The sequence below is a fragment of the uncultured Bradyrhizobium sp. genome, from assembly GCF_936928535.1.
In the GTDB taxonomy this organism is placed as follows: Bacteria; Pseudomonadota; Alphaproteobacteria; order Rhizobiales; family Xanthobacteraceae; genus Bradyrhizobium.
The window spans coordinates 133,933-156,067 of the sequence record NZ_CAKZHY010000092.1 but is presented as its reverse complement, the minus strand read 5'-3'; the positions used below and the strand labels follow the sequence as shown (position 1 = coordinate 156,067).

The 22,135-nt window shown below is 64.7% G+C and carries 22 protein-coding genes and 1 pseudogene; 15 read left to right on the top strand and 8 right to left on the bottom strand.

The annotated features are described in order from the left end of the window. Positions 1 to 55: 55 nt before the first annotated feature. The 4 genes from rpsF (at position 56) to rplI (ending at position 2,555) form a co-directional block, all read left to right on the top strand. Positions 56 to 556, top strand: a complete 501-nt coding sequence (gene rpsF / locus Q0687_RS15290; protein ID WP_027535223.1) for a 30S ribosomal protein S6 — start codon at positions 56 to 58, stop codon at positions 554 to 556. Between the two features lie 5 nt (positions 557 to 561). After that, on the top strand, positions 562 to 801 hold the full coding sequence (rpsR, locus tag Q0687_RS15285; protein ID WP_007592020.1) for a 30S ribosomal protein S18: 240 nt from the start codon (positions 562 to 564) through the stop codon (positions 799 to 801). A 128-nt stretch (positions 802 to 929) separates the two neighbouring features. Next, entirely contained in the window at positions 930 to 1,907 is a 978-nt protein-coding gene (locus Q0687_RS15280) for a DUF2232 domain-containing protein (protein WP_298878028.1), read from the top strand. 48 nt (positions 1,908 to 1,955) lie between these two features. Beyond that, on the top strand, positions 1,956 to 2,555 hold the full coding sequence (gene rplI / locus Q0687_RS15275) for a 50S ribosomal protein L9 (RefSeq protein WP_298878026.1): 600 nt from the start codon (positions 1,956 to 1,958) through the stop codon (positions 2,553 to 2,555). Between the two features lie 292 nt (positions 2,556 to 2,847). Here rplI and Q0687_RS15270 read toward each other — a convergent pair whose 3' ends face one another. Further along, entirely contained in the window at positions 2,848 to 3,867 is a 1,020-nt protein-coding gene (locus Q0687_RS15270) for a hypothetical protein (RefSeq protein WP_298878025.1), read from the bottom strand. 281 nt (positions 3,868 to 4,148) lie between these two features. Here Q0687_RS15270 and Q0687_RS15265 point away from each other — a divergent pair, with 281 nt between their 5' ends. Further along, positions 4,149 to 5,399, top strand: a complete 1,251-nt coding sequence (locus Q0687_RS15265; RefSeq protein ID WP_298878023.1) for a cyclopropane-fatty-acyl-phospholipid synthase family protein — start codon at positions 4,149 to 4,151, stop codon at positions 5,397 to 5,399. 3 nt (positions 5,400 to 5,402) lie between these two features. Here Q0687_RS15265 and Q0687_RS15260 read toward each other — a convergent pair whose 3' ends face one another. After that, positions 5,403 to 5,531 (bottom strand): hypothetical protein, encoded by a 129-nt coding sequence (locus tag Q0687_RS15260; protein ID WP_298878021.1) that lies wholly within the window; start codon positions 5,529 to 5,531, stop codon positions 5,403 to 5,405. 626 nt (positions 5,532 to 6,157) lie between these two features. On the opposite strand from Q0687_RS15260, the gene Q0687_RS15255 reads away from it, so the two are divergent. Beyond that, entirely contained in the window at positions 6,158 to 7,669 is a 1,512-nt protein-coding gene (locus Q0687_RS15255) for a replicative DNA helicase (protein WP_298878020.1), read from the top strand. Positions 7,670 to 7,718: 49 nt separating this feature from the next. After that, complete coding sequence (alr, locus tag Q0687_RS15250; RefSeq protein ID WP_298878056.1) at positions 7,719 to 8,996, top strand: alanine racemase; 1,278 nt, start codon at positions 7,719 to 7,721, stop codon at positions 8,994 to 8,996. 12 nt (positions 8,997 to 9,008) lie between these two features. Here the strand turns inward: alr and Q0687_RS15245 are convergent, their stop codons facing one another. Then, positions 9,009 to 9,227 (bottom strand): cysteine rich repeat-containing protein, encoded by a 219-nt coding sequence (locus Q0687_RS15245; protein WP_298878018.1) that lies wholly within the window; start codon positions 9,225 to 9,227, stop codon positions 9,009 to 9,011. Positions 9,228 to 9,267: 40 nt separating this feature from the next. Here Q0687_RS15245 and Q0687_RS15240 point away from each other — a divergent pair, with 40 nt between their 5' ends. After that, on the top strand, positions 9,268 to 10,038 hold the full coding sequence (locus tag Q0687_RS15240) for an exodeoxyribonuclease III (protein ID WP_298878017.1): 771 nt from the start codon (positions 9,268 to 9,270) through the stop codon (positions 10,036 to 10,038). A gap of 15 nt (positions 10,039 to 10,053) precedes the next feature. On the opposite strand, the pseudogene Q0687_RS15235 reads toward Q0687_RS15240, so the two are convergent. The 3 genes and pseudogenes from Q0687_RS15235 to Q0687_RS15225 form a co-directional block, all read right to left on the bottom strand. Beyond that, a pseudogene (locus Q0687_RS15235) lies at positions 10,054 to 10,424 on the bottom strand (GFA family protein). 76 nt (positions 10,425 to 10,500) lie between these two features. After that, complete coding sequence (locus Q0687_RS15230) at positions 10,501 to 11,061, bottom strand: hypothetical protein (protein WP_298878015.1); 561 nt, start codon at positions 11,059 to 11,061, stop codon at positions 10,501 to 10,503. 94 nt (positions 11,062 to 11,155) lie between these two features. Beyond that, positions 11,156 to 11,473: a hypothetical protein gene (locus Q0687_RS15225; RefSeq protein ID WP_298878013.1), complete on the bottom strand. Its 318-nt coding sequence runs from the start codon at positions 11,471 to 11,473 to the stop codon at positions 11,156 to 11,158. Between the two features lie 187 nt (positions 11,474 to 11,660). On the opposite strand from Q0687_RS15225, the gene Q0687_RS15220 reads away from it, so the two are divergent. Then, complete coding sequence (locus Q0687_RS15220) at positions 11,661 to 12,386, top strand: sulfite exporter TauE/SafE family protein (protein ID WP_298878011.1); 726 nt, start codon at positions 11,661 to 11,663, stop codon at positions 12,384 to 12,386. A gap of 3 nt (positions 12,387 to 12,389) precedes the next feature. Here Q0687_RS15220 and Q0687_RS15215 read toward each other — a convergent pair whose 3' ends face one another. Continuing rightward, complete coding sequence (locus Q0687_RS15215; protein WP_298878054.1) at positions 12,390 to 14,444, bottom strand: EAL domain-containing protein; 2,055 nt, start codon at positions 14,442 to 14,444, stop codon at positions 12,390 to 12,392. After that, on the bottom strand, positions 14,444 to 15,601 hold the full coding sequence (locus Q0687_RS15210) for an ABC transporter substrate-binding protein (RefSeq protein WP_298878009.1): 1,158 nt from the start codon (positions 15,599 to 15,601) through the stop codon (positions 14,444 to 14,446). Before Q0687_RS15210 ends, Q0687_RS15215 begins: the two co-directional genes overlap by 1 nt. Before the next feature lie 201 nt (positions 15,602 to 15,802). Between Q0687_RS15210 and radA the strand changes: the two genes are divergently transcribed. The 6 genes from radA (at position 15,803) to Q0687_RS15180 (ending at position 22,005) form a co-directional block, all read left to right on the top strand. Further along, positions 15,803 to 17,251, top strand: coding sequence for a DNA repair protein RadA (gene radA, locus Q0687_RS15205; RefSeq protein WP_298878007.1), 1,449 nt, complete (start codon positions 15,803 to 15,805; stop codon positions 17,249 to 17,251). Positions 17,252 to 17,419: 168 nt separating this feature from the next. Then, on the top strand, positions 17,420 to 18,049 hold the full coding sequence (locus Q0687_RS15200; RefSeq protein WP_298878004.1) for a CvpA family protein: 630 nt from the start codon (positions 17,420 to 17,422) through the stop codon (positions 18,047 to 18,049). Between the two features lie 28 nt (positions 18,050 to 18,077). Next, positions 18,078 to 19,589: an amidophosphoribosyltransferase gene (purF, locus tag Q0687_RS15195; RefSeq protein WP_298878002.1), complete on the top strand. Its 1,512-nt coding sequence runs from the start codon at positions 18,078 to 18,080 to the stop codon at positions 19,587 to 19,589. A gap of 15 nt (positions 19,590 to 19,604) precedes the next feature. Then, positions 19,605 to 19,748 (top strand): hypothetical protein, encoded by a 144-nt coding sequence (locus Q0687_RS15190; protein ID WP_298878000.1) that lies wholly within the window; start codon positions 19,605 to 19,607, stop codon positions 19,746 to 19,748. 87 nt (positions 19,749 to 19,835) lie between these two features. Continuing rightward, on the top strand, positions 19,836 to 20,576 hold the full coding sequence (locus Q0687_RS15185) for an SDR family NAD(P)-dependent oxidoreductase (protein ID WP_298877998.1): 741 nt from the start codon (positions 19,836 to 19,838) through the stop codon (positions 20,574 to 20,576). Positions 20,577 to 20,775: 199 nt separating this feature from the next. Next, positions 20,776 to 22,005: an ABC transporter substrate-binding protein gene (locus tag Q0687_RS15180; protein ID WP_298877996.1), complete on the top strand. Its 1,230-nt coding sequence runs from the start codon at positions 20,776 to 20,778 to the stop codon at positions 22,003 to 22,005. Positions 22,006 to 22,135 lie beyond the last annotated feature (130 nt).

Genomic DNA, 22,135 nt, shown 5'->3' with positions numbered 1-22,135 from the left:
AGGTCTCTTAAGGGCTTGACGCCGGGTGATGCGCCAACACGAGGAAAGGACGACAATGGCTCTCTATGAGCATGTTTTTCTCGCGCGCCAGGACGCGAGCACGCAGCAGGTCGAAGAGCTGACTGCGCAGATGACCGGCATCGTCGAAGGTCTCGGCGGCAAGGTCACCAAGACCGAGAATTGGGGCGTTCGCTCCCTCACCTACCGCATGAACAAGAACCGCAAGGCGCACTTCGTGCTGCTCAACATCGACGCGCCGTCCGCGGCGATCGCCGAGATCGAGCGTCAGGAGCGCATCAGCGAGGACGTGATCCGCTATCTCAGCGTCCGCGTCGAAGAGCTCGAGGAAGGCCCGTCGGCGATGATGCGCAAGGCGGATCGTGATCGCGAGCGTGACGACCGTGGCGGTGGATTCCGCGATCGTGAAGGCGGCGGCTTCCGTGGCGACCGCGAAGGCGGTTTCCGTGGCGGTGACCGCGACGGTGGTGGCTTCCGCGGTGATCGCGGCCCGCGCCGTCCGCGCGAAGACGCTGAAACCACGACGGATGGGGAGTAAGAACAATGGCTGAAGCTGGTGCACGCCGCCCGTTTTTCCGTCGCCGCAAGAGCTGCCCGTTCACGGGAGCCAATGCGCCGAAGATCGACTACAAGGACTCCAAGCTGTTGATGCGTTACGTCTCCGAGCGCGGCAAGATCGTGCCGAGCCGCATCACCGCGGTGTCCGCGAAGAAGCAGCGTGAGCTCGCCCGCGCCATCAAGCGCGCGCGCTTCCTGGGCCTGCTGCCCTACGTCATTCGCTAAGACGAATCCGGCCGGCGGCGATCGCGCCGCCGGCCGCACTCTCTGGATTTCATAAGGCTTCCGGGTCGTCCGGTCGCCGATGGTTGGGGCGAAACGCCTCTAACCGCTCGAAGGGAGCGGGACAGCTGATGATCGTATTTGGACTGATAGCCCTGATCGCCGGCGCTGCGTCGGCCCTGATGTTCGCGTCGATCGTTTCGGGCGCGCTGATCTCGCTCGTCCTGTTCTATCTCGCGCCGCTGCCGCTGATGGTCGCCGCGATCGGCTGGGGGCCGCTCTACGCGAGCCTCGGCGGGATCGCCGCCGCTGTCGGCCTCGGCGCCATCTTTGGCCTACCCTATTGCCTTGCCTTTGCCGTCACCGTCGCATTGCCGGCCTGGTGGCTGGGCCATCTTGTCCTGCTCGGTCGGCACGTGGCGAGCGTGACAGCTGCCGCGGCCATCGCCGCGCCTGCCGAACCCGAGATCGAATGGTATCCGGTCGGCCGCATCCTGTTGTGGATTGCGGGCTTCGCCGCGCTGACCACGATCGCCGCCCTTCTCACGCTCGGCACCGATGCTGACAGCATTACCGGCACGCTGCACCGTGGCTTGACGCGCATCCTCCGCGCCACCGATCCGCAGGCTACAAGCGAGGCCGACCAGTTCATCGACGCACTGGTCCGCATCGCGCCGGCTGCCGCCGCCATCGTCTCGATGATGACGCTCACCCTCAACCTGTGGCTCAGCGCCAAGGTGACGGCGACATCGGGCCGGCTGCGCCGCTCCTGGCCGGATCTGAAGACGGCCGAATTGCCGGCGATGACGCTCGCGGTGCTCTGCATCGCGCTCGCCTTCTGCTTCACCGGCGGCCTGGTCGCGATCGTCGCGCAGATCACCACGGCGGCATTGATGATTGCCTACGCGCTGACCGGCTTCGCCGTGCTGCATACGCTGACACTCGCGCTGAAGAGCCGGACCTTCTGGCTCGGTTCAACCTATGCCGTCGTCGTCGTGTTCGGCTGGCCTGTGATCGCGATGGTGATCCTCGGGCTTGCGGATGCCGTGTTCGGCTTCCGCCAGCGTTTCCTGCGCAGCCATCAACCGCCCCCATTGCCGACCTCTTGAGTTCAACCCGAAACCTGAAAACCCAGAGCACTTCAAAGGAGAACGAATATGGAAGTCATTTTGCTGGAACGCGTGAGCAAGCTCGGCCAGATGGGCGAAGTCGTGAAGGTTCGCGACGGCTATGCCCGCAATTTCCTGCTCAAGCGCGGCAAGGCGCTGCGCGCCACTGCCGACAACAAGGCCAAGTACGACGGCATGAAGGCCGATCTCGAAGCGCGCAACCTCGCCTCGAAGGGCGAAGCCGCCAAGGTCGCCGAGAAGATCGAAGGCAAGAACATCATCGTGATCCGTCAGGCGTCGGAAGCCGGCCAGCTGTTCGGCTCGGTCACCGTGCGTGACGTCGTGATGGCGTTCGAGGCTGATGGCGTTTCGCTGTCCCGTCCGCAGGTGCAGCTCGATGCGCCGATCAAGACCATCGGCAAGCACTCGATCACCGTTGCGATTCACCCCGAGGTCGAGGTCGAGGTCACCGTGACCGTCGCGCGCAGCCAGGACGAGGCCGAGCGCATCAACCGCGGCGAGGACATCTCCACCCGCAACGAGGACCGCGACGCGGCAGCCGAGGCGATCGCCGCCGCCGGCGAGTTCTTCGATCCGGAAGCCCAGCACGACGAGGTCGCTCCGGCCCCAGCTGAGGAAGAGAAGTAAGGCCATAGGTCGTCATCCCGGGATGGTCCGATGGGCCGAACCTCAGGTGCGCAATTGCGCACCCGGGAATCTCGAGATTCCGGGTTCTCGCTTCGCGAGCCCCGGGATGACGGCCGTATAAATCAGCCCGGCTGCCTCAGGCGGCCGGGCTTTTCGTTTTTGTACCAACAATCTTCGCTCAGCATCGCGATCGCGGCGAGCGCGGTCGCGGTGTGCTTCTCGACGCCGCCGCGCAGTCAAGACGACGAAGGCCGCGCGGGACGCGGCCTTCGGGATCGATGGGATGTGCTGCTTAGCGCGAGATCGGCGGCGCCGGCGGGCCGGAGGATTCGGCCGGTGCGGGCGATGGAGCAGCAGTAGGCGCCGACGGCGCCGGTTCTGCCGGCTTGGCTGCCGGCTCGGCGCTGGGCGCGGGCTCGGCCGGTTTCGAAACGGCAGCTTCCGCAGGCTTCGGCGCAGCCGGTTCGGCCGGCTTGGCGGCGGCCGGCGCAGCCGGTGTCACCTGCGGTACCGGATCAGGGCGCAAAGCCGGTGTCTCGCTGGTGCTCGGCTCGACCTTGGCGCTCTCGGGCTTGGCCTCGGCCGGCTTCGCGCTGTCGGGCTTGGACTCGGAATCGACCTTCGCGCTCTCGCTCTTCGGCTCAATCTTGGGCTCGGTCTTAGGCTCGGTCTTGGGCTCGATCTTGGAGTCAACCTTGGGCTCAACCTTAAGCGCGCCGGCGTCTTCGCTCTCCGGCTTGGCGCGCTTGCTCAGCCGCTTGCCCTTGCGGCCCATCGGCGGCTGTTCGGTGGTCGCCTCGGGCTTTGCACCCTCTTTGGCGCCCTCCTCGCTCGGCCGCGCTGCGCGCTTCTGACGTCCCTCGGGCGCCGCCGTCGCGGCGCCTTCGCCCTCGGGCTTGGCAGCTTCCTGTCGCTGGCGGCGGCCCTGATGCCCAGGCGACTGTCCAGGATTCGTGTTGGCGTCCTTCTCCTTGGCGCCGTCCTTCTTCTCCTTGCCGTCCCTGCCGTCTTTCCCGTCCTTGGACTGATAGCGGGTGTCGGCGGCACCGTTGGAGACGAGGTAGGAGGCGAGCACGCCGGCCATGTCGGGGCTCGTGGTGTAGTGCTGGCGCAGGAAGCCTGGCAGCGAACCGGGCGCGACGGTCTTCAACAGCCCCCGTGGGCTCTTGTGGCAGGCATTGCAAGTCTGCGCGAAGATCTGGGATGGGGCCTTGCCGGCCTCGAGGTTCGTCGCCTGCGCCAGAACGGCATCGGAGGCGCCGAAGCCGATCAGAAACAGCACCGTGGCGAGGCTGAGCGCTCGGCTCGACATTCCCATCATCTCCATTGAAATCCGACAGATGCGGCCGGCATCCAGCGCGGCGGCGGTCACCTTTTAGCCGATTGCGCTGCGAATGGAAGCAGGCTCCAGGCGCAAGGATGTGATTAAGCGCCTCGGGAATATCTGCCGTGAACACAACGCAATAGCAGGGCTCGGACGCCCTCCCCAGATTTAGATGCAAACGCATAGGAACCCGAGCGGGCCCTGGGCGTCAGATGAACACAGGCCGGGTTAGTCACATCCCTTCGGGTTCGCTCGAGAGGAAGGTGTGGATGGACCGATTGTTGCGGAAATTCCTGTCTCAATTCATTCGCCGCGGGTCGATGACCGTGACCACGGCAACAGGATCGAAATTCACTGCCGGCAACGGGTCGGGCGAGCCGATCGCCGTGCGCTTCGTTACTGCAGACGCAGAGCGAAAGATCCTCGTCAATCCCGAGCTCGGGCTTGGCGAGGCCTATATGAACGGCGAATTCGTCGTCGAGCAGGGCAACATCGCCGATGTCCTCGCGATCCTGCTCGATCAAGCCGACCTGTTGCCGCGCTGGGCAAAACCCTGGTGGCATTTGCGCTATCTCGTCCGACACTTGAGACAGTTCAACCCCCGGGCGCGCTCGCGCAGCAATGTCGCCCATCACTACGATCTCGACGCGCGGCTCTATTCGCTCTTCCTCGACGCGGACAAGCAATATAGCTGCGCCTATTTCGAGACGCCTGACACCACGCTCGACGACGCGCAACTCGCCAAGAAACGCCACATCACCGCAAAGCTGCAGGTCAAGCCCGGCCAGCGCATGCTCGACATCGGATCGGGATGGGGCGGGCTCGGCCTCTATCTCGCCGAGATCGCAGGCGCCGATGTCACCGGCGTGACGCTGTCGACGGAGCAGTTGCAGGTTGCGAGTGCACGTGCCGCCGAAAAGGGGCTGACCCAACGAGCGCGCTTCCTGCTGCAGGATTATCGCGACATCGAGGGGCCATTCGACCGGATCGTGTCGGTCGGCATGTTCGAGCATGTCGGAGCCGGGTTCTACGATACTTATTTCCAGCGCTGTGCCGAGCTGCTCAGCGATGACGGTGTCATGTTGCTGCACTCGATCGGCCGCTCGCAGGGACCGGATTCGACCAATCCCTGGATCGCCAAATACATCTTCCCCGGCGGTTACATCCCGTCACTTTCGGAGGTGTTGCCCGCGATCGAGAACGCCGGGCTGTTGGTCTGCGACATCGAGATCCTGAGGCTGCATTACGCCGAGACGCTGAAGGCCTGGCGGGAGCGCTTCATGGCGCGGCGCGAGGAGGCCGTGCAGCTCTACGACGAGCGCTTCGCGCTGATGTGGGAATTTTATCTCGCCGCCTGCGAGATGACGTTCCGCAAGCAAGGCATGATGAACTTCCAGATCCAGCTCACCAAGCGCCAGGGCGTGGTGCCGATGACCCGCGACTATATCGCGCACGACGAAGCCCGGCTGCGCGCCCGCGAGAGCGGCGCCGAGCCGAAGCTGAAGCTCGCTGGTGAATAGGTTCTAGTGACGCAGGGTCGATATCTGGCAAGAGCGGTAAGACGCTGCCAACGCCAATTGCGCGCGCAGTTCGACGATGATCTCGGGTGCGACCGGCTGGCGCCTGACGTCGGGCCGCTCGGCGTGCTGCATGGCGGCAACCAACCCGGACAGCCACCGCCGGCTGCCTGCCTCGCTTCGCCAGATATGGTGCTGCCGTTCCGGCCGCATCGCTTGCCTCGCCTCCCTATTGAGCGGGTTCGAGATAATCCCCGGCCCGCCCGCCTGTTCCTCTCCTACCCCCGAAAGAATCCGGGGAGATGTGATCTGCTTCACATTCCCAAGGTCGGACCTGGCCTAGACCGTCGTCATGAGAAAGCAGACCCAAACCTCATTCGACGTCCAGGATGACCTCCGCACCGACTACGCGCTGATCGCGACCGGCGTGGGCGCGGCCCTGGTTGCGCTGGTTTATCTCCTGCTGGTCTGATTCCCGCACCGAAAACGCCAGCGCAGCGTTTCGCGCACCTGCAAATAGGTCTGCGGCGGGATTCATTAGGTTCACCCTATCCGGATTTTTCCGTGGCACGGTCGCAGCCAGTTCCGGTCCGGCGTTGAGTTCCGTGAAATTCCGTCAAGCGCGGCGACTGCCGTGGCCGCCAATCATCCACCGCTTTTAAGATCGGTTGATAGTGACGAAGTTTTAGCTTCCGCTTTGGCTTGCGGCGGCGCTTTATCCCGGCCCCGCATCCGCCGCAGAAAATTGCTATCGGTCGACCATGGCCCTGACTGATTCGAACGTCCTCAAACTCGCGCCCGAGCCCGGAACGCCCGCCTACCGAAGCGCGCCGCACAATATCGAGGCGGAACAGAGCCTTCTGGGCGCGATCCTGGTCAACAACGACGCCTTCTACCGGGTCTCTGACTTCCTGGAGTCGAAGCATTTCTTCGAGCCGCTGCACCAGACCATTTTCGAGACCGCCGGCAGCCTGATCCGGATGGGCAAGATCGCCACGCCCGTCACGCTGAAGACCTTCCTGCCCGCCGACACCGACGTCGGCGGCATGACCATCGGTCAGTATCTGGCGCGGCTCGCGGCCGAAGCGACCACCATCATCAACGCCCAGGATTATGGGCGTACCGTCTACGACCTGTCCTTGCGCCGCGACCTGATCGGCATCGGCGAAGACATGGTCAATGTCGCCTATGACGCCCCGGTCGACTTCCAGCCGCGGGCACAGATCGAGGACGCCGAGCGAAAGCTTTACGAGCTCGCCGAGTCCGGCCGCTATGACGGCGGCTTCCAGAAATTCTCGCAGGCACTCGCGGTCGCGGTCGACCTCGCGGCCAAGGCCTTCCAGCGCGACGGAAAGCTGTCCGGCATCTCGACCGGCATGCGCGACCTCGACACCAAGATGGGCGGCCTGCAGCACTCCGACCTCATCATCGTCGCAGGCCGTCCCGGCATGGGCAAGACCTCGCTGGCAACCAACATCGCCTACAATGTCGCACGAGCCTACGTTCCGGAACTCCAGGCCGACGGCACCACGAAGGCCGCCAATGGCGGCGTGATCGGCTTCTTCTCCTGCGAAATGTCGGCCGACCAGCTCGCCACGCGTATCGTGGCCGAGCGCACCGGTGTTCCCTCCTCCCACATCCGCCGCGGCGGCATCTCGGAAGCCGATTTCGACAAGATCCGGGAGGTCTCGATCGAGCTGCAATCGCTGCCCTTCTATGTCGACGCGACTGGCGGCCTGTCGATCGCGCAATTGATGGCGCGCGCACGCCGGCTGAAGCGGCAGAAGGGGCTCGATCTCCTGGTGATCGACTACATTCAGCTGCTCTCGGGCTCCAGCAAGCGCGCCAACGACAGCCGCGTGCAGGAAATCACGGAGATCACGACCAGCCTGAAGGCGCTCGCCAAGGAGCTCAACGTTCCCGTGATCGCGCTGTCCCAGCTCTCACGCCAAGTCGAATCCCGGGACGACAAGCGTCCGCAGCTCTCCGACCTGCGTGAATCCGGATCGATCGAACAGGACGCCGACGTCGTGCTGTTCGTGTATCGCGAGGAATATTACCTCGCGATGAAGGAGCCCCGCCCGGGCACGCCTGAACACGAGAAGTGGCAGCTGGACATGAGCCTTGCGCACGGAAAAGCCGAGGTCATCATCGGCAAGCAACGCCACGGCCCGACCGGTACCGTCGATCTGGCGTTCGAAGCCTCGGTCACGCGGTTCGGCGACCTCGCGCCTGATAGTCAGATGCCAGCTCGCAGCGGCAGCGACTACTAGCCTCCGGGTTGAACCGGACCTGCCTCTTGCGTAAAACGACGCCATGACCATGGCGTCCGACCCGAACATGATCCCGCAATCCGGCCTTCTCTCCGCGGAAGCCAACCAGGCTGCCGCGCTCGCTGCCTATGGCGGCGTGCTCACCGTCGATCTCGACGCCATCATCGCCAACTGGCGCAAGCTGGAGAAGACCGCCGTGCCGGCCGAGTGCTCGGCGGTGATCAAGGCCGACGCCTATGGCTGCGGCACAGCGCAGGTCGCGCAGGCGCTCAACAAGGCCGGCTGCAAGACCTTCTTCGTCGCCACCATCGAGGAGGCGCGCACCGCCCGCGCCGCGGTGCCCGACGCCACCGTCTACGTGCTCGGCGGCTATTTCCAGAACACCGGCGAGCACTACGCCAAGATCAACTGCCGTCCTGTCATCGGTGACCTCAACGAACTCGCCGAATGGGACGTGTTCTGCCGCCGCACCGGCTGGTCCGGCGGGGCCGCAATCCATATCGACACCGGCATGAACCGGCTCGGGCTGACGCTGACGGAGGCGCAGGCCATCATCCCCCGCATCAATGCCGGCGATCACGGCATCACGCTGGTGATGAGCCATCTGGTCTCCGCCGAGCAGCTCAACAGCCAGATCAACGCCAAACAGCTCGCGGCCTTCCGCGGCATCGCCAGCGAATTCTCCGGCGTGCCGGCTGCGCTCGCGAACTCCTCAGGCATCTTCCTCGGCGCGCCGTTCCAGTTCGACCTGGTCCGGCCGGGCGCCGCGCTCTACGGCGTCAATCCGACGCCGGAGGCCGACAATCCGATGCAACCGGTGGTCGACCTCAAGGCCCGCATCGTGCAGACCCGCTCGATCGAGCGCGGTGAGACCGTCGGCTATGGCGGCACCTGGTCCGCACGGCGGCCGACCAAGCTTGCGATCATCGCGGTCGGCTATGCCGACGGCTATTTCCGTGCCGCCAGCTCCAATGACGGCACGCGCGGCGCCGAGGTGATCGTCGCGGGCAAGCGCTGCCCGGTCGCGGGGCGCATCTCGATGGACCTGATCGCGATCGATATCACCGATCTGCCGCCGAACGCGGCGCGCCGCGGCCATATGGTGACGCTGCTCGGCGAGGGCCTCACCGTCGACGAGCTCGCGCATCATTTCGGCACGATCGGCTATGAGGTGCTGACCAGCCTCGGCCACCGCTACGCCCGCGTCTACAAGGGCGGCAACGTGGTCGAGCCGCTGGTGAAGCCGGAGCCCGCCAAGGCAGTCGAACAGCCGCCCTCCCCGCCACCGCTCGAGCAACCGCCGGCTCCGCCGCCACTGCCGAGCTGAACTTCTCGCCGCCTACTTCTTCCGGCTGTCCAGCGCCGCCTTGCAGGTTGAGGTGAGCTGGTCGCGCTTGCCGTTCAGGCAGGCGATGATCTTGCCGCCACCGGGCGCAATGCCGGCGCAGAATTTGTCGTAATCCGCCTTGCACGCACCGCGTGGATCGGCCGATTGTGCCGAAGCGGCCCCGGAGAACGCGACGACGAAGGCGAGAACGGCAAAGCTCAATTTGGACATTGGATCTCCGGTATGGGGCGGCAGGAGCCGGTAGCTCTACATGAAGATTGCGACATTCAACATCAACAACATCAATCGCCGCCTGCCCAATCTGCTCGCATGGTTGCGCGCGGCGAAGCCTGATGTCGTCGCGCTTCAGGAGTTGAAGGCAAGTGATGGCGAATTTCCGGCAGAAGCGATCGAAAAAGCCGGCTATGGCGCGGTCTGGCGCGGACAAAAGACCTGGAACGGCGTCGCCATCCTCGCCCGCAATGCCGAGCCCGTGCTGACGCGCGACCGCCTGCCGGGACGGCCTGATGACCATGAAGCGCGCTACATCGAGGCTGCCGTGCGCGGCGTCATCATCACCTCCATTTACCTGCCGAACGGCAATCCGCAGCCAGGGCCGAAATTCGACTACAAGCTCGACTGGTTCGCGCGGCTGAAGCGCCACGCCAAGACCTTCATCAGGCAGGATCTGCCCGTGGTGCTCGCGGGCGACTACAACGTTGCGCCCACGGAGATCGACATCTATCCGACGCGCTCGTGGGACAAGGATGCACTGATCCAGCCGAAGAGCCGTGCGGCCTTCGCCTCGCTTGTCGAACAAGGCTGGTGCGATGCGATCCGCTGTTTGCACGGTGAGGAGCGCATCTACACGTTCTGGGATTACAAGCGGAACCGCTGGCCGCGCGATGCGGGCTTGAGGCTCGATCATCTGTTGCTGAGCCCTGCCCTCGTCTCACGCCTGGCCAAGGCCGGTGTCGACAAGAAGGTTCGCGGCGAGGATGGGGCGAGCGATCACGCGCCGGCGTGGGTGGTGCTGAAGTAAGCGCGGGCCGCGCGCTCACCACAAATTGTTGCCGTCGATCATGTTGACCGGCACCGCTTCCAGATCGAAATCGTCGAACAGGCGGGCATTCACCGCCACCTTGGGGTTGTCGAAATCCGGCTTGCCGGTCGACCAGTCCGGCGACTCCGAATACGTGCCGCAGCCGCAATTCGCGCAATAGTGATGCTTGACTGCGCGGCTCCCCCACAGATAGGTCGCGACGTTGTCGGGGGGGGCGACAGCAGGCGAAACTGCGCCGGCGTGTAATAGGCCCACAGCGCGCCGCGTTTGGTGCAGAGCGAGCAGGTGCAGCGCGTCACGCTCGCAGGCGCTTCTGTCACCTCGAACACTGTCTCACCACAATGACAGCTCGCCTCGACCGGCATGACCCACTCCCCTTTTGTCAGGAGGTGGTCATAGCCCGCCCCTGCTGCCAACATGCTGTCAGCAGCAGGCAGCCTCTCACTTCGGGCGGGCCGCTGCCCGGGCAGAGGCCTGAACGCTGCCTTTCGAGGCCTCGCAGCTTGCGCTCGCGACCCTCAGCCGCGCGAACGGTGGCAAGCTGTTGGTGTTGGTGATGGAAATCCCGCCCTCCCCCGCCGTCATGATCTCGCCCTCGACCACCAACGTCTCGAAGCCGCTGATCTCGCCATGCGATGTTGTTGCCGAGGCGCCAGCGGACGTCGATCTGGACTTGGTCACAGTGCTGAACGAGCCGGAACCCGTCACGTCCTTTTTGGCCGCTGCCAGCACCCCGGTCAGCTCCCAGCCATAACCGATACCCTTGAAATCGATCACCAGATGCACGCGGTCGCCGGATGCGAACGAGCCGCTCAGGACGGCGTTGTCCCCCTTGTCAAACAGACTGCCGGCATCGCCGGCGAATTCACTGCAGCTGGTTGCGATCACGGTCCGGCGATCGCGGTTCGGCGCGTCGAGCAACAGCAGCCCGCCCGCGAAGACAACGGTCACCGCCAGGAGCGCAATCGTTCGGGCCGCCCAATCCAGCCGCTTGGATGTCACGCAATACCGCCTCCGCCAGGGTCACCTTCATCGTCTGTCGCCTCTGCGCCGAAGCCGGTTCATGGGACGACTGGCGACCGGTTGGCGGCCGGCGCTACACGTTTTGGCTCGTGGACAGGCGCTTTGCGTTGGCAGCCACGTGCTCGCGATAGCGCTGGACGACCGCAGCCGGCGTAGCGCCCGCAAGCACGCTGGCAATCGCCTCGAAAGCGGCCGCGACCTTCTCGCTGACCATCAGCACCGCCTCTTGTCCGGCAGCCTCATCGCCATGGCTGAGCCTTTCGCAGCGGAGCCGAACAACCTCGCCCGCTTCGACTGCGAGCATCGCGCCGGCAACCCAGGGAAAACCATTGTCGGATCCGCTAAGCACCGCGTGGCGATCGAGCGCGGAGAAGGAATGGTGGTCGGGCATCACGAACCTCAAGTTCTTTGAGCGAGGCTCGCATCAATACGCTTCAAATTCTAAGGATCACGCCGATGAACCGGTCGGATTGGCGATCGGCGTGACACCCGCAGTTAACTACGGAACTGCCGCCAGCTCACCATTCGCACTCGACCTCGGCGGCCGCTAAACTCTGCCGATTCTCGGAGCCCCGCCCTTGGCCTTTCTCTTCGTGCTCAGTGTCGGTCTGATCGCAGGCACCATTTCCGGCATCGTCGGCACGGGCTCGTCGATCATGCTGATGCCGGTGCTGGTCTATGCGTATGGACCGAAAGAGGCCGTGCCGATCATGGCGGTCGCCTCGGTGATGGCGAATTTCTCGCGGATTCTGGCATGGTGGCGCGAGGTCGACTGGCGCGCGTGTGCAGCCTATTCGGTCACGGGCATTCCGGCTGCTGTGCTGGGCGCACGGACGCTGCTCGCCCTGCCATCGCACGCGGTCGATCTCGCCATCGGCGTCTTCCTGATCGCGATGGTACCGGTGCGGCATTGGCTGGCGCGGCACGACCTCAAGGCCAACCTCTGGCATCTCGCCATCGGCGGCGCGGTCATCGGCTATCTCACCGGCATCGTAGTCTCGACCGGGCCGCTCAGCGTGCCGCTATTCCTGTTCTACGGCCTCTCAAGGGGCGCCTTCCTCGCGACCGAGGCCGCCGCCTCGCTTGGCCTCTACTTCGCAAAATCAGTGACGTTCGAGCGCTTCGGTGCACTGACACAGGAGGTCTTCGTCAAGGGCTTGATCGCAGGTTCCTCGCTGATGGCGGGCGCCTTCGTCGCCAAGCGCTTCGTGCTGCACCTGAAGCCGGAGATGTTTCGCCAGGTGATGGATGCGATCATGATCGCGGCTGGCCTGTCGCTGCTTTGGAATGCCGCGCAGCCGTAGCACTCAAGCGGCAAATTCCGGCGCGATCGACGGACTGTCCGTCAACAGCCGATCTCCGTTACCGCCAGCTTCCGCGAGCCCGCGCAGCACGGCGTCGAGCGGCTGCGGCTTGTGGTACAGAAAGCCCTGGCCGAGCCTCACGCCCATCTCGCGCATGGCCTGCGCCTGCTCGACCCGTTCGATGCCTTCCGCAACCAGGGTGAGTCCGAGCGTGCCCGCGAGCGAAGCGATGACGCCGACGATCGCCTTGTCCTCGGCACTCTCGGGGATTTCGCGGATGAACGCCTTGTCGATCTTGACCTTGTCGAGCGGAAACCGCCTGAGATGCGCGAGCGAGCTATAGCCCGTGCCGAAATCGTCGAGCGCAATGGTCGCGCCCAGGCGCCGCAGCCGGCGCAGCGTGTCGGATGCGCTGGCAATGTTGTTGATCAGCGAGCCCTCGGTGATCTCGAGCTCGAGCAACGAGGGCGCAACCGCGTAGCGCTTGCAAGTCTCGCGCAGCTCGGCGGCGAGCGAATGGTCGGCAAGCTCCGATGGCGGCAAATTGATCGCGATCCGTATCTGCGGCATGCCGGCTGCTGCGAGGCGTTGCAGCGCACGACAGGCGTCGGTCAGCACGTAGCGCGTCAGGCGCGCATTGTTGCCGCTGCGCTCGACCAGCGGCAGGAATTCGCCGGGGCCGATCACGCCGTGCTCGGGATGACGCCAGCGAATGAGCGCCTCGAGGCCGATGACGTCCTGGGTCACCAGGTCGACCTGGCTCTGATACCAGACCTCGAACTGCCCCTCTGAGAAGCCGGTCGGAATGGCAAGCTCCAGATCCCTGCGGCGGCGATAGTCGCGCTGGAGTTCTTCGTCCAGCACAGCGACGGTGCCAGGCGCCTTGCTCTTGGCGTGGTAGAGCGCGATGTCGGCGAGCGCGGGCAGGTGCGACAATTCAGGATCGCCGGCGCGGCGCACGGCAAGGCCGATGCTGGCGCGCGGCACGACCTGCTTGTCATGCAGCATGATCGTATCGGAGATCGCCGCCAGCAATTGCTGCGCGAAAGCCCGTGCGACCGCTTCGTTACTGACCTCAGGCCTGATGACCACGAACTCGTCGCCGCCGAGCCGCGCGACCCAATCTTCCGCTTCGACCGTGCCACGAAGCCGCTCCGAGATCTGGACCAGAAACTTGTCGCCGGCGTCGTGACCAAAAGTGTCGTTGATGCCCTTGAAATCATCGAGATCGATGAAGCAAAACGCGATCAGCGCATCCGGAGAGCCTGCATCCCGGCTCAACGCCACCAGGCGCTCGGACAGGGTGCGGCGGTTGGGCAGCCCCGTCAGTGGATCGTGCGAAGCCATGTGGCCAAGGCGATCAAGCGCGCCCGAGGTCGTGTGCTGCATCGCGTTGAAGGCGATCGCGAGCTGGCCGAGTTCATTGGACGATTTGACATCGGCGGGATAAGCGCGGCCATCCTGCTTGCTGCGCTGGATCGCCGACATCATCGCAGCCAGCGGCTTGCCGATGAAAATGTTGGCGGAGATTCGCATCGCGATCACGGTCGCGAGCGTTCCGAGCAGACCGACGACGAGAAGCAACCCCAGCCTGCCGCCAGCGCCCATATAAAGGCTCGCGTAGGAATAGGCGATCACGATGCGACCGGCCTGGACGGCCATGTTGCCGTTGCTGTAGTTGATCGGGCGCGAGACTTCCGCGAGCGCCTGGACCGCGGGCCGCGCCACCACGCGGGCGATCACGACGCCGGTGTCATCGTAGACCGCGGCAGCGGCTATGGTTTCGTCGTGCATGATCTCGTTGAGCACGCCCGTGACCTGGTCGTAGCGCATCTTCCAGAGCGGCTCGGCGATCAGCCCGGCGCGGCTCTCGGCGACGCGGGCAATGCGGGCATCGAGCTGCCTGATCTGCGACCAGAAGCTCGAGACCTCGACGCCGGCCGACGCGAGCAGCTGCACCAACAGCAGCACCGGCACGGTCGCCCAGATCATCGCGCGAACGACCGAACGGGATGGCGGCGGCTTGGTCGGATCGTTCATTCCGTCAGCGTCCAGCATCATTCACCGGCGCTGCCTGGAGGCGATAGCGAGGAGATCAGAGCCTCCACGGAGAAGTCGTATTGGCCGCAACGTCCTGCCTTGGCCCTGAACTGCGCAAAGTCGATCCGGTCGAAGGCACGAGTGGCGATCAGCGCAGCGACGGAGGTGAGATTGTCGCGCGTGATCGCCGACGTCTTGACCTCGACATGCGACGAGGTGGCCGCGAAATCGCAACCGTCGGCAAAGTCGCGGAGCAGCACGATCGACCAGCCGCCAAGCAGGAAGTGGCCGCCATCGGTCAGCAGCAGGCGACCGGCCTTGATTTCGCGCAGCGCGTCCTCCGACCAGTTGAGGCCAACCACCTGGATATCTTCGCCCGGCCCGATGCCGGCGGCTGCGACAGCCTTCAGCGCGCCGAGCGCCATCGGGTCGTTGCCGGCCCAGATCCCTGCGGGACGAATGCCCTTGCGCTGCGCCCAGCCGAGATAATTGGCAGCGACCTGCTCCGCTTCCGACTGCGTCCAGTTGGCGAACAGCATCCGATCCAGGACCACGTCGGGCGCGGCAGCGATGGCGAGCTGGAGGCCGGCGTTGCGGGCGATCGAAGCCGGCGTGATCTCGTCACCACCAATCGCGAGGAGATGGATCTTGCCGTCGGGGCTCTGCCATTTTTCGTTGCGGGCGGCGCCGATCAGTGCATTCGCCATCCGCGCGCCGGCGGTCGTGAGGTCGGTCGTGATGTCGCCGAGCCAATTCTTGAGAACGCGGCGCGGCGGTCCAAGACGTTTGGCATCCTCGCCGATCAGCGAATTCGACAGCAAAAGCGTCTTGATCCCCGCGGCTTCGGCGGCCTCCAGGATCGGAACGGCGGCAGATTCTTCGTTCGAAAGAATGAGGAAGTCGGGCTTATCCGCGCGCGCGACCACGCCAAGGCCGAGCTCCTGCATGGTGCGGTAATTGCGCTCGCTGGTCAGCACCTCGACCTTGGCGTCAAGCTTGCGGCCGGCGGCCTGCATGGTCTGGGCGACCATGTCCCAATAGACCTCGCCGGTCTTGCCGGGGCTCACGAAGACGATGTTGAGGTGCTTTGCATCGGACGCGACGGCGCTGCCGATCGGCACGCACAAGCCGCAAGCCATGCCCATTGCGAGCAATATGCGTAAGACTACCGACATTCTTACCGCCACCCCATCTTGGTTCCGAAACTGGACCCGGGGCGACTAACATTTGGCAAAGTCTGAAGCAGCACGGCTCCGTAGAGCTAACAAAGGGTGTACCGGCTATCCGGAATTTCGCGCATTGAAGCGCTTGTGGGCGCGCTCGCAGCCCACCGTTCCGTGCTATCAGCACGTCTGAAACCTGGACTCACCATCCTCATGGCCAAGAACACGCTTTCCTTCGTCTGCCAGAACTGCGGCGCGGCCTATAACCGCTGGCAGGGCAAGTGCGAGTCCTGCGGCGAGTGGAATACGCTCGCCGAGGAGGACCCGACCGGCAGCGTGCCGGTGTCGATCCGCTCAAAGCGCAAGGGCCGGACCTTTGCGCTGGAGAGCCTTGCCGGCAAAAGCCCGGATGCGCCGCGAATGTCCTCAGGGATGACCGAGCTCGACCGCGTCACCGGCGGCGGCTTCGTGCGTGGCTCGGTGCTGCTGGTCGGCGGCGATCCCGGCATCGGCAAATCGACGCTGCTGACGCAGTCGACCAGCATGATGGCGCGCGCCGGCCACCGCATCGTCTATATCTCCGGCGAAGAAGCCATCGCCCAGGTGCGGCTGCGCGCCGAACGGCTCGGGCTGTCGGATGCGCCGGTGCAGCTCGCGGCCGAGACTTCAGTGGAAGATATCATCTCGACGCTGTCCGAAGGCACGGTGCCGCGGCTGATCGTGATCGACTCGATCCAGACCATGTGGACCGACACGGTGGAATCGGCACCCGGCACCGTCACTCAGGTGCGCGCCTCGGCGCAGGCGCTCATTCGTTTCGCCAAGAAGACGGGAGCTGCCATCATCCTGGTCGGTCACGTCACCAAGGACGGCCAGATCGCGGGCCCCCGCGTGGTCGAGCACATGGTCGATGCCGTGATGTCGTTCGAGGGCGAAGGCTCGCAGCAATTCCGCATCCTGCGCGCAGTCAAGAACCGCTTCGGTCCGACCGACGAGATCGGCGTGTTCGAGATGACCGGCCTTGGCCTGCGCGAAGTCACCAACCCCTCCGAGCTGTTCCTGTCCGAGCGCGATCTCGGCACGCCCGGCACCGCAGTCTTCGCGGGCATCGAAGGCACGCGGCCCGTTCTGGTCGAATTGCAGGCGCTGGTGGCGCCGACCTCGCTGGGTACGCCGCGCCGGGCCGTGGTCGGCTGGGACCAGAGCCGGCTCTCGATGGTGCTGGCGGTGCTGGAGGCCCATTGCGGGGTCAAGCTGTCCGGCCACGACGTCTATCTGAATGTCGCGGGTGGGCTGCGCATCCACGAGCCGGCGGCCGATATGGCCGCGGCCGCCGCGCTGGTGTCGTCCCTGGTTAATGCGCAGTTACCCTCCGACGCCGTTTATTTTGGCGAGATTTCGCTCTCCGGCGTGATCCGCCCGGTGGCGCAAACCCCTGCAAGGCTCAAGGAAGCGGCCAAGCTGGGCTTCAAGCGCGCCGTGCTGCCCGAATCGGCCCGCGGCGGCGATGCTGGCGGTGACGCCGGACTGACCCTGAACGCGGTCAACAGCCTGACGACCCTGGTCGCAGAGATCGCCGCAAAGGGCTCTCGCCGCGGCGACTCAGCCCCGGCAGCAGAGAAAAATGCCACACCGGCAAGATTCCGCCGTGGAGAGGGTTAGGTGGAGGTGACGCCAAGCGCCCCCGCCGCTATACAGCCGTCACAAAAGCAGCATGGGATTGCGTGGTTGCGGCCTTGCCGGGAACGTCGTCTGGCCTTCTGTTAGGGCGGCGGCCAAACACCGATTCGCTGAGCACCCTTTGAGCGTACGAGCGGACCAGACCAGCCGATGCCAGTTACACTCCTCGACCTGATCCTGCTCGGTGTGATGCTGATTTCGGGCCTGCTCGCCATGGTCCGCGGCTTCATGCGCGAAATCCTCTCGATCGCAGCCTGGGGCACTGCGGCGATCGTGACGCTGTACTCGTTTTCCAAACTGCTGCCGACCGCCAAGACCTATTTCAACAACGACATGGTCGCGAGCGTGGTCGTGGTCGCCGGCGTGTTCATCGGCACCCTGGTCGTGGTCTCCGTGATCACGGTCCGGATCTCCGACATGATCCTGGATTCGCGCATTGGCGCGCTGGACCGCACCCTCGGCTTCCTGTTTGGCCTCGCTCGCGGGCTTTTGATCGTCGTTGTCGCCTTCCTGTTCTTCACCTGGCTGGTGCCGGACAAGCAGCGCCCAGACTGGGTCAGCGGGGCCAAGTCCCGCGTGGTGCTCCAGGGAACCGGGGATTGGCTGATGTCCCTCTTGCCTGACGACCCCGAGAACACCATCTTGAAGAGATTCAAGAAAAACAAACCAGATGATGATCAAGCTGATACCGACCAGCAGCCTTCGGGCAGTGGCGACGGCTACAGCAAACCGGCTCGTGACAGCCTGAAGAAGCTGATCGAGAAACCTGCGGCGCGTTGATTGAGCCCTAAAGAGAGGCGCGGACGAGATGCGACACCCTGATCAGGACGCCCACACTGAACTCGATCCCGGCTCCGCCGCGCTAGAGCTTCAGGACGACCTGGATGGGGACACGGTCCGAGAGGAATGCGGCGTCTTCGGCATTTACGGACATCCCGAAGCTGCCGCCATCACGGCGCTCGGCCTTCATGCTCTTCAGCATCGCGGACAGGAAGCCGCCGGCATCGTCTCCTATGACGGCAGCCGCTTCCACAGTGAGCGCCGCCTCGGTCTCGTCGGCGACACCTTCTCCCGCCGCGAGGTGATCGACCGCCTGCCCGGCAATACGGCGGTCGGCCACGTCCGCTACGCCACGACCGGCGCCACCATCCTGCGCAATGTGCAGCCGCTGTTCGCCGAGCTCAATGCCGGCGGCCTCGCCGTCGCTCACAACGGCAACCTCTCCAACGGCCTGACGCTGCGCCGCGAGTTGGTCAAGAACGGCGCGATGATGCAGTCGACCTCCGACACCGAGGTGATCCTGCACCTGGTCGCGCGCTCCAGGCGCGCCCGCTTCATCGAGCGCTATATCGACGCGCTGCGCGAGATCGAAGGCGCCTATGCGCTGGTCTCGCTCACCAACAAGAAGCTGGTCGGCGCGCGCGATCCGCGCGGCATCCGCCCGCTGGTGCTCGGCGATCTCGACGGCTGCCCGATCCTGACGTCGGAGACCTGCGCGCTCGACATCATCGGCGCCCGCTTCGTCCGCGACATCGAGCCGGGCGAAGTCATCGTGTTCGACGAGCACGGCCAGGACATCCACAAGCCGTTTCCGCCGATAGCGCCGCGCCCCTGCATCTTCGAATACATCTATTTCTCGCGCCCGGATTCCATCGTCCACGGCCGCTCGGTCTACGAGGTGCGCAAGGCCTTTGGCGCCCAGCTCGCGCGCGAGAGCCATGTGCCTGTCGACGTCGTGGTGCCGGTGCCCGACTCCGGCGTCCCTGCCGCGGTCGGCTACAGCCAGCATTCGGGCGTGCCGTTCGAGCTCGGCATCATCCGCAACCATTATGTCGGCCGCACCTTCATCCAGCCGACGCAGGCGATCCGTGAGTCCGGCGTGCGCATGAAGCACTCGGCCAACCGCGCCGCGATCGAAGGCAAGCGCATTATTCTGATCGACGACTCGTTGGTGCGAGGCACCACCTCGAAGAAGATCGTGCGCATGATGCGCGATGCCGGCGCCAAGGAAGTGCACTTCCGCCTCGCTTCGCCCCCGATCCTCTATCCCGATTATTACGGCATCGACCTGCCGGATCGCGGCGGCCTGTTGGCCGCGACGCATTCGCTGGAGGAGATGCGCGAGCTCATCGGTGCCGACTCGCTCGCCTTCCTGTCGATCGACGGCATGTACCGCGCGATGGGCGAGCCCGGCCGCGACCCCGCCAATCCGAAGTTCGCGGATCACTGCTTCACCGGGGCCTATCCGACCCACCTCACCGACCAGACCCAGACCGAGCCGCAACCGCGGCAGCTGTCGCTGCTGGCGGAGGCAAGCTGACGCGGGAGCGCGCCGATGCAGACGATCATCGCTATTCTCTGCGGAGTGCTTTTGGTCGGCTTCATTGTCTTCGCCTTCAGGCAGGGTATGAAGGTAACACCCAACAGGTCGGAAAACGGAACGAGCAACGATATTAAGCAACTGACCCGCGACAGCTAAGGCTCAGAGACAATAATTATGTCATGCCGGGCTTGTCCCGGTTACGCATGTCTGTAAAACCCGCCGCGAAGACGTGGATACACGGACATGACCAAGCCCCTCGCCAATCGCATCGCTCTCGTCACCGGCGCCTCGCGCGGCATCGGCTTTGCCACGGCCCTCGCGCTGGCAAAGGCCGGCGCGCATATCGTTGCCACCGCGCGCACGCAAGGCGGGCTTGAGGAGCTCGACGATGAGATCCGGAAAGACGGCGGCAGCGCCACCTTGGTGCCTCTCAACCTCACCGATTCCGACGGCATCGCGCGGCTGGGCGCCGGCCTGCACGAGCGCTACGGCAAGCTCGACATCCTCGTCGGCAATGCCGGCGTGCTCGGCCCCTCCTCGCCGATCGGCCATATCGAGCTGAAGACATTCAACGACGTCATGGCCGTGAACGTCTCCGCGAACTTCCAGCTGATCCGCTGCATGGAGCCGCTGCTGAAGCAGTCCGATGCCGGGCGCGCCGTTTTCATCACCTCGGGCGCCGCCAACAAGGCGACCGCCTATGTCAGCCCCTACGCCGCCTCGAAGGCTGCGCTGGAGACGCTGGCGCGCGCCTGGGCGCAGGAGACCGCGAACACGGCCATCCGCGTCAATTTGTTCAATCCGGGCCCGATCCGCACCCGCATGCGCGCCACGCTGATGCCGGGCGAGGATCCCGCCACGCTCGACACGCCCGAGCAGGTCGCCGAATTCATCGTTCCGATGTGCGCGCCCGATTGGACCGAAACCGGCAAGTTCTACGATTACAAGACGCGCAGCTTGATGAGCTTCCGCGCGCCGGTATGACGCTGCCCCCACGTCGGCATCCGCTGAAATAGCGTCTCAACGCATCTTGCCCAAAAGTTAACCGACGGATGACGCTACGACGCAGCGTCATCCAGCTTTAGGTGCATTGCCGCCGTCCTCGGGACAGGCTACGGAACTTGCCGGACCAAGGCTCCGAAAGAGAGCCGTCCCATATATTTGACATCGGAGGAAACCCTTTATGACGACGACGTTCGCGCGCCGCTCTGCGGCCTTTCTGGCCTGTGCCGCCGTTTTCGGTTTTGCATCATCCGCCTACGCCCAGGACAAGACCGTCACGATCGGCGTGCTCAACGACATGTCGAGCCTCTACGCCGATATCGGTGGCCCCGGCTCCGTGGTGGCGGTGAAGATGGCGGTGGAGGATTCCGGTCTGGCTGCCAAGGGCTGGAAGATCGAGGTCGTCAGCGGCGACCACCAGAACAAGCCGGACATTGGCGTCAACATCGCGCGGCAGTGGATCGACACCCAGAAGGTCGACATGATCACCGACACGCCGAACTCCGGCGTGGCGCTGGCGGTCAGCAATGTTGCCAAGGAAAAGAACGTCGTCCTGCTCAACAATGGCGGTGCCAGCGCCGACCTCACCGGCAAGGCCTGCAACGCCAACACCATCTCCTACACCTACGACACCTACATGCTCGCCAACGGCACCGGCAAGGCGCTGACCAAGGCCGGCGGCGATAGCTGGTTCTTCCTGACCGCCGACTATGCCTTCGGCGCCGCGCTCGAGCGCGATACCAGCGCAGTTGTCACCGCAAACGGCGGCAAGGTGCTCGGCGGCGTCAAGCATCCGCTCAACACGTCGGACTTCTCGTCCTTCCTGCTCCAGGCGCAGAACTCCAAGGCGAAGATCGTCGGGCTTGCCAACGCCGGCGGCGACACCACCAACGCGATCAAGCAGGCGGCCGAATTCGGCATCGTCGAGGGAGGCCAGAAGCTTGCAGCGCTGCTGCTCTTCATCAACGACGTCCACTCGCTCGGCCTCAAGACCGCGCACGGCCTGACCTTCACCGAATCCTTCTACTGGGACCTCAACGATGCCACGCGTGCCTGGTCGAAGCGCTTCCAGGAAAAGACGGCCAACAAGGCGATGCCGTCGATGACGCAGGCAGGCAACTATGCCGGCGTGATCCATTACCTCAAGGCGCTCGAGGCGCTCGGCGGCAATCCGCATGACGGCGCCAAGGTCGTCGCCAAGATGAAGGAAATCCCGACCGACGATGCGCTGTTCGGCAAGGGCCCACTGCGCGAAGACGGCCGCCGCATCATCCCGGCCTATCTGTTCGAGGTGAAGAAGCCTGAGGAGTCGAAGGGTCCCTGGGATTATTACAAGCTGGTCGCGACCATCCCGGCAGAGGATGCCGCCCGTCCGCTCAAGGACAGCGAATGTCCGCTGGTGAAGAAGTAACCGCGCAGCGGTCGCGTATCGCCTCTACAACACGGTGCCCGGGTTTATCCCGGGCATCTACGTTTCATGCCAGGGAACATCTACCGTAGGCTGGGCAAAGCGAAGCGTGCCCACGTTCACTCTCGAGGTC

What these genes read in the sequence shown, in the direction of transcription:
- Q0687_RS15270 (WP_298878025.1), bottom strand. Translation starts at nt 3,867, where the DNA reads ATGTCGAGCCGAGCGCTCAGCCTCGCCACGGTGCTGTTTCTGATCGGC.
- Q0687_RS15245 (WP_298878018.1), bottom strand. Translation starts at nt 9,227, where the DNA reads ATGTCCAAATTGAGCTTTGCCGTTCTCGCCTTCGTCGTCGCGTTCTCC.
- Q0687_RS15190 (WP_298878000.1), top strand. Translation starts at nt 19,605, where the DNA reads ATGCAGACGATCATCGCTATTCTCTGCGGAGTGCTTTTGGTCGGCTTC.
- rplI (WP_298878026.1), top strand. Translation starts at nt 1,956, where the DNA reads ATGGAAGTCATTTTGCTGGAACGCGTGAGCAAGCTCGGCCAGATGGGC.
- Q0687_RS15240 (WP_298878017.1), top strand. Translation starts at nt 9,268, where the DNA reads ATGAAGATTGCGACATTCAACATCAACAACATCAATCGCCGCCTGCCC.
- rpsR (WP_007592020.1), top strand. Translation starts at nt 562, where the DNA reads ATGGCTGAAGCTGGTGCACGCCGCCCGTTTTTCCGTCGCCGCAAGAGC.
- Q0687_RS15280 (WP_298878028.1), top strand. Translation starts at nt 930, where the DNA reads ATGATCGTATTTGGACTGATAGCCCTGATCGCCGGCGCTGCGTCGGCC.
- Q0687_RS15225 (WP_298878013.1), bottom strand. Translation starts at nt 11,473, where the DNA reads ATGCCCGACCACCATTCCTTCTCCGCGCTCGATCGCCACGCGGTGCTT.
- Q0687_RS15265 (WP_298878023.1), top strand. Translation starts at nt 4,149, where the DNA reads ATGGACCGATTGTTGCGGAAATTCCTGTCTCAATTCATTCGCCGCGGG.
- rpsF (WP_027535223.1), top strand. Translation starts at nt 56, where the DNA reads ATGGCTCTCTATGAGCATGTTTTTCTCGCGCGCCAGGACGCGAGCACG.
- Q0687_RS15210 (WP_298878009.1), bottom strand. Translation starts at nt 15,601, where the DNA reads ATGTCGGTAGTCTTACGCATATTGCTCGCAATGGGCATGGCTTGCGGC.
- Q0687_RS15260 (WP_298878021.1), bottom strand. Translation starts at nt 5,531, where the DNA reads ATGCAGCACGCCGAGCGGCCCGACGTCAGGCGCCAGCCGGTCGCACCC.
- Q0687_RS15185 (WP_298877998.1), top strand. Translation starts at nt 19,836, where the DNA reads ATGACCAAGCCCCTCGCCAATCGCATCGCTCTCGTCACCGGCGCCTCG.
- Q0687_RS15200 (WP_298878004.1), top strand. Translation starts at nt 17,420, where the DNA reads ATGCCAGTTACACTCCTCGACCTGATCCTGCTCGGTGTGATGCTGATT.
- radA (WP_298878007.1), top strand. Translation starts at nt 15,803, where the DNA reads ATGGCCAAGAACACGCTTTCCTTCGTCTGCCAGAACTGCGGCGCGGCC.
- Q0687_RS15215 (WP_298878054.1), bottom strand. Translation starts at nt 14,444, where the DNA reads ATGCTGGACGCTGACGGAATGAACGATCCGACCAAGCCGCCGCCATCC.
- alr (WP_298878056.1), top strand. Translation starts at nt 7,719, where the DNA reads ATGGCGTCCGACCCGAACATGATCCCGCAATCCGGCCTTCTCTCCGCG.
- purF (WP_298878002.1), top strand. Translation starts at nt 18,078, where the DNA reads ATGCGACACCCTGATCAGGACGCCCACACTGAACTCGATCCCGGCTCC.
- Q0687_RS15255 (WP_298878020.1), top strand. Translation starts at nt 6,158, where the DNA reads ATGGCCCTGACTGATTCGAACGTCCTCAAACTCGCGCCCGAGCCCGGA.
- Q0687_RS15180 (WP_298877996.1), top strand. Translation starts at nt 20,776, where the DNA reads ATGACGACGACGTTCGCGCGCCGCTCTGCGGCCTTTCTGGCCTGTGCC.